The following is a 5,041-nucleotide window of genomic DNA, read 5'->3' on the forward strand; positions in this document are numbered from 1 at the left end:
TTTTTATATGTTACAAATATTGCCTGAAATCGTTGTAGGGCAAGGATTATACCTCATCACTACTTCCATATCACTACCCAAATGCTGATGCCAAAGACACTTTCAATTTCAAGAGCAAAGCACTTGGTAAGTTTTCATCGACTAAGTGCAAGGCTATTCTAAACTTAGAGAATGAAATAGCCCTGGGAGCTTGATATTGGGACTGTAGATAACTCGATTGAAGGAGTATATATTGTGAAGCACGAATCTTTGTCAAGACTTCTGGGATGGTTAGATAGGCGATGAATCGTTAGGGCATTGTATAGAACTTCTGCTCGCTCACAAATCCAAAAACTCGTCAACATTCTAGCAGAGGATGTATTGCTCCCTTCTTTAGGTTTTAACTAAAAGTGGAAGCCTCTAAAGCAATTCCTGCTTCTCTCTGGCAGCAGTTTCTTTAGAGCCTGAAACAGGTCAAGATCAGTGACAAACTCACCGCCTCCTTGGGATGCAAATTCTAGCCCTCACCTAAGTGCTGAAATCAATGTTCTAATTGTCAGTGATGATGTGACGTTTTTAGATTCACTGTCCCAAACGCTCCACATCCGGCTTCCAACACTAGGCATTACTAGCTACATCTCATCTGGGGCTGCTATTGGTCAAATTAGTGCTACCGAGTATGATGCGATCGTCGTTGAGTTTAGACTACTGACAACCGACGGGGAACAATTGCTGGCAACGCTAAGAGCTACACAGCCGCCGATTCCACTTGTTGTCGTTTGTAAAATTGAAGAGTATCGGCGAGCTATTGCTGTATTAGGACAAGAAGCTTATGACATCATTCCAAAACCAATTAGTTGGGAATATTTTGCCAAAAGCTTGAGGAGCGCTCTTTACAGTCGTCAAATCAATCGCTTCAAAGCAAAAACCTACAACGAAGAACAATCCTGGTTAACCAACCAACAGATGCTCCAAGGTTTAAAGGTATTGTTGGTTGATGACGATGCTGATAGCAGATACACAGAGGAAATAATGCTGCTTTCTTTTGGTGCAGAGGTTCTTGCGCTCTGCTCGGTACAAGCAGCTTTAGTACAACTCGAACAGTTTCAACCGGATATCTTAGTCAGCGATATTAGAATGCCACTGCAAGATGGTTACAGTTTAATCCGCCAGCTCAGACGACGTTCCGCTTTATCGGGCGGCGAGATTCCGGCGCTCGCTCTGACTGCTTATGCTGATGAGGAGGAACGCACCACAGCTCTGCAAGCAGGGTTTGATTTGCAATTAGCTAAACCCATCGAACTGCTTGTTCTGGGGCTGGCTGTTGCACTTCTGGCTGGACGGATTGGAGAATTCTAAAACTACCCGTCATCCTAAATGGTGACATTATTTAACTATGACGGCGAAAATAGAAGGTTCGTGTCACAAGGTGCAGCCTTGTAAAGTTTTGTAAAAGCGACCGATTTTTCAGGGTCAATTGATAAGAAATACAAATGACAACTTTGCCTAGTTTGTAACCATTTAGGTAAAGCCCAATAATCTTTTAACGAAAGAGTCAGGGTTTTAGCTTACTCAAAAGCTGCTAGCCAGGTTCTCTTTTAGGCAAAGTTTCTCAAGCGCGTCAGTTTTTGTACGATTGCTACGACAACGCCAAGTTTCGGAAATTTAGGAGCTTCAAACCCTTGCTGTGCCGTATTAAATTGTTGCACCAAATAATCTATAGGTTAATTGGTACAAAGAGAATTACAAAAAATATTGTTGGATAGAATGCTTGCTTGGTAGAGGTTTCAGCCTTAGCGTAACTATCTGTACGATTGCTCATTTACCCCCGAGTACCGCCATCGCTACTCTGAATTAAACAAATCCTCCCAACAATGAGTGGAGAGCCAGCTCTACCCAAGACTATTTGAACTGCTTCAATTTTTTAATTGGGCTGTCAGCTTACTATTCTTTCGCCCTGGTGTTCCACCTGTTGATGGCACTACGACTAACTCTCCCTGGCATCCGAAGTGTATGACTAGACTCGTGCCAATCATAGGCGTAGCGCGCTTCAGTTGCTTTAGATCTGCCTTCTGTTGTAGCTAAGGCAGATTGATTTGAGCAGATGCAGATTTTTGCTGGGGTTGCCAGTTTTGCTCGAACGCCCGAATAAACGATCTCGCTTTCTAGCTTCTGAAGATTCAAATAATTGCCCTTTCCCTCGGAACGCTGGTTCAAATACTTAATTGCCCTGACGGCAATCCGAATGGGTGCATCCCAAGACTTTACAGTGCGCTACTCTATCTCTATTTGATTAAATGGAGATAGAGAATCTTGGCGTAGTTGTGAATATTAATGGCTACGCCTTTTATTCCCAGCTCTTCTAATAACAGAACCCCTAAAATTCTTCCTATTGACGGTAGGAAATTAATACGACTTAAGCACTATGCCGGATGATTCTATCCCTGTAGCTACTCCAATTGTGAGAAGACAAGCTCCTATGAATTGAGGCATTCTGTTGGAAAGGCTATTCACTAGCTTCTGGTTCTTTTCAAGTAAAAAAGTCAATTAAGTTAGGAAAGAAGTATTATGGGGTACTACGACTTTAACGACCACTTCTGGTCACCACAAGAAGTTTGTGCAAAATTGCCAAGACAACAGCCAGCTCGAAAGTTAGCAGGTTTTTGGCAGTTAATAGAAATCTTCAACTTTCAGAAAGTATTTGTAAATGAGAATCACAAAGCCTGAATTCGGCGCAATACAGGTCTTCAACGTAAAGGATATCCTTACCTGTATCTACTTAACAGTTTCTCATCATCGCTGACTACTCACTTTCCCATCGAGGATAGTGAGTAGTCACGTAAAAAGCTCTACAAAGCACAATGCTAGGATTGCCGAGATAAATAACAGCCTTGGCGAGAGCGACTTGTTCGACAAATAGACTTAGAAGCCGGCGAAGTTGTAACCAAAGCCAACTACAGCAGCTACCTGAGTATCTTCAAGGAAATCAACATTGACATTAACTGTTCCGGTGAATCGCCGACCTAAAGGAAAATCAACCCCAGCAGTTGCTAGAGCGCTAACTTCAGCGTCAGTGTTGAGCGTGACACCCCCACCTATATATGGCGAAAGAGAAGTAAATCCTGTAAAATTCGCTCCTGATGGAATGGGCAAGAATTCGTAAGTCAGAGGAATTCTAAAGTAAACTTCATCGTCTTCAATTGTTGCTGCCGGACGTGCAGATAAGTCATTTGTCAACCCAATTTTACTGACAATAGCAAAGGCATTATTCGTACCGAAGCTACCACCAGCACCGATATAGCTCAGACCGCCAATCGTAGCTCGACCTGGTGCCACATCTTCAACACTCGATTGAGCTACCAAAGCATCTGATTGTGCATTTGGCATAACTAAGCCTTGCTGGGAAGGCTCCTCCTGTGTCAAAGTCGCAGATGAAGTTGAGGCTGTTCCAGGCTGTGGTACCGATTGGGTACGATCGAGAGTAGGTTTAGCTAACGTTTGGGAAGAACTTGTTTTGACAGTTTGTGCTTGAGCCGAAAACCCACCTCCCATTACTGCAAGTATGCTAAAACCCAACAAGACAAAAAGCCGCTGGGAAAAAGTTGTATTCATTGCCACTCCTCACTACTAGTAATTTTGCCTATTCAACAATTCGCAGTTTTTTCGAGTCAAAGTTTGCGGATATTTCACGTTTGGCTGAACCAATAAATCTTTGACTCACTCATCTAATAAATAGCTAAAACTGTATGAAGCATATTCCCACAATAGGACACTTTTAACACTGTACTTAAGGCGATTGTCTCGATTGATTTTAGCGAGCTGACTTGCTTGTTTCTATCGAAGAGCGATTTTTTTGGAGGAGATAGGAACAGACGCTGGGGTGAAGACGGCTTAATGTTTGATTCTTCCAAACCAGCTATTTACCAACTAAAAGTGGTACTAGGCGTTATCCCTGGTTGGTAATGTTGTAGATCGGTTGATCGAGTATAATGAATAAAAAACTTGGTTAAGTCTTATGACTATTTTGGTAGCAATTGAATGCCCTCATTGTCACAGCACAGAGGTGACTAAATACGGAAAGTTGCCAGTAGGCAAACAACGTTATTACTACCAAAACACTGATTGTCCCTACCGCACTTTCGTCTTAACTCAGACTTATCCAGGAAGGACACGAGAAGTCAAGCAGCAGATCGTGGAGATGACGCTCAATGGGAGTGGAGTGCGAGATATTGCCCGCGTGTTGCATATCAGTCCTACAACCGTGATTCAAGAATTAAAAAAAACTCGCTCTCCTCAAACAAGTGAATCAGAAACTGCTCCAGAGGCTAAAACCTGAGAGTGTGGAGGTAGAAATTATCCGAGTTGAAGAGCCTGAAGAAGCTGAAGTCGAAGAGTCAGAGCGTTTTGGAGATGTGGAGCTATGTGGGTAAAAAGAGCAACCCTAGATGGCTGTGGCATGCAATTGACCGAAGTACCGGGCAAGTATTAGCTTATGTATTTGGTCGTCGAAAAGATCGAGTCTTTCTCCAACTTAAAAAGCTACTAGAGCCATTTGGCATCAAGAGATACTGTACAGATGGTTGGGGGGCATACGAACAACATTTATCAGCAGAGTGCCACGAAATAGGTAAGCGCAAAACTCAAAGAATTGAACGAAAGCATCTAAGATTAAGAACAAGAATTAAGCGATTAGCTCGCAAGACTATTTGCTTTTCTAAGACGGAGGAAATGCACGAAGGGGTCATTGGGTTATTCATCAACCGTTACGAGTTTAGTTTGTCAGTTTAACAGCAAAACAACCGATCTAGGAGAGCGATTTTTTTCGGGGGAGATCGGCGGCAATCAGTGGTTTTAAACACTAATCATTCCAAAGACCTTGAAACCTGGCAGATGCAAGTTCGGTGTAACGGACTGTGTGTTGGATATTGTTATGACCTAGGTAGCTCTGAATTGTGCGAGTATCGGTACCTCGATTCGCCAAATAGTATAGCACTACGAAGTTAAATTAGGACGTTATAGTAGGGATAGCAGAGCAATTGGGAATTAGTATGGCAGCCCCCTA

At 42.8% G+C, this 5,041-nt stretch carries 3 protein-coding genes and 1 pseudogene; 2 read left to right on the plus strand and 2 right to left on the minus strand.

The window, feature by feature from the left end; all coding sequences use genetic code 11:
* Nucleotides 1-462 precede the first annotated feature (462 nt).
* Nucleotides 463-1,338 (plus strand): response regulator, encoded by an 876-nt coding sequence (locus DSM107010_RS36745; protein ID WP_106169912.1) that lies wholly within the window; start codon nt 463-465, stop codon nt 1,336-1,338.
* Between the two features lie 1,563 nt (nt 1,339-2,901).
* On the opposite strand, the gene DSM107010_RS36750 is transcribed toward DSM107010_RS36745, so the two are convergent.
* A complete protein-coding gene (locus DSM107010_RS36750; RefSeq protein WP_106169918.1) occupies nt 2,902-3,591 on the minus strand; it encodes a hypothetical protein in 690 nt (229 codons plus the stop codon).
* A gap of 403 nt (nt 3,592-3,994) precedes the next feature.
* Between DSM107010_RS36750 and DSM107010_RS43455 the strand changes: the two are divergent.
* A pseudogene (locus tag DSM107010_RS43455) lies at nt 3,995-4,767 on the plus strand (IS1 family transposase).
* A 70-nt stretch (nt 4,768-4,837) separates the two neighbouring features.
* Here the strand turns inward: DSM107010_RS43455 and DSM107010_RS43460 are convergent.
* The gene (locus tag DSM107010_RS43460; protein ID WP_199756031.1) at nt 4,838-4,972 is read right to left on the minus strand and encodes a tyrosine-type recombinase/integrase; all 135 of its coding nucleotides are present in this window, start codon (nt 4,970-4,972) and stop codon (nt 4,838-4,840) included.
* Between the last annotated feature and the right edge of the window lie 69 nt (nt 4,973-5,041).

The sequence above is a fragment of the Chroococcidiopsis cubana SAG 39.79 genome (assembly GCF_003991895.1).
Taxonomy (GTDB): Bacteria; Cyanobacteriota; Cyanobacteriia; order Cyanobacteriales; family Chroococcidiopsidaceae; genus Chroococcidiopsis; species Chroococcidiopsis thermalis.

Coding starts and splice junctions, on each gene's coding strand:
- DSM107010_RS36750 (WP_106169918.1), bottom strand. CDS start 3,591: ATGAATACAACTTTTTCCCAGCGGCTTTTTGTCTTGTTGGGTTTTAGC.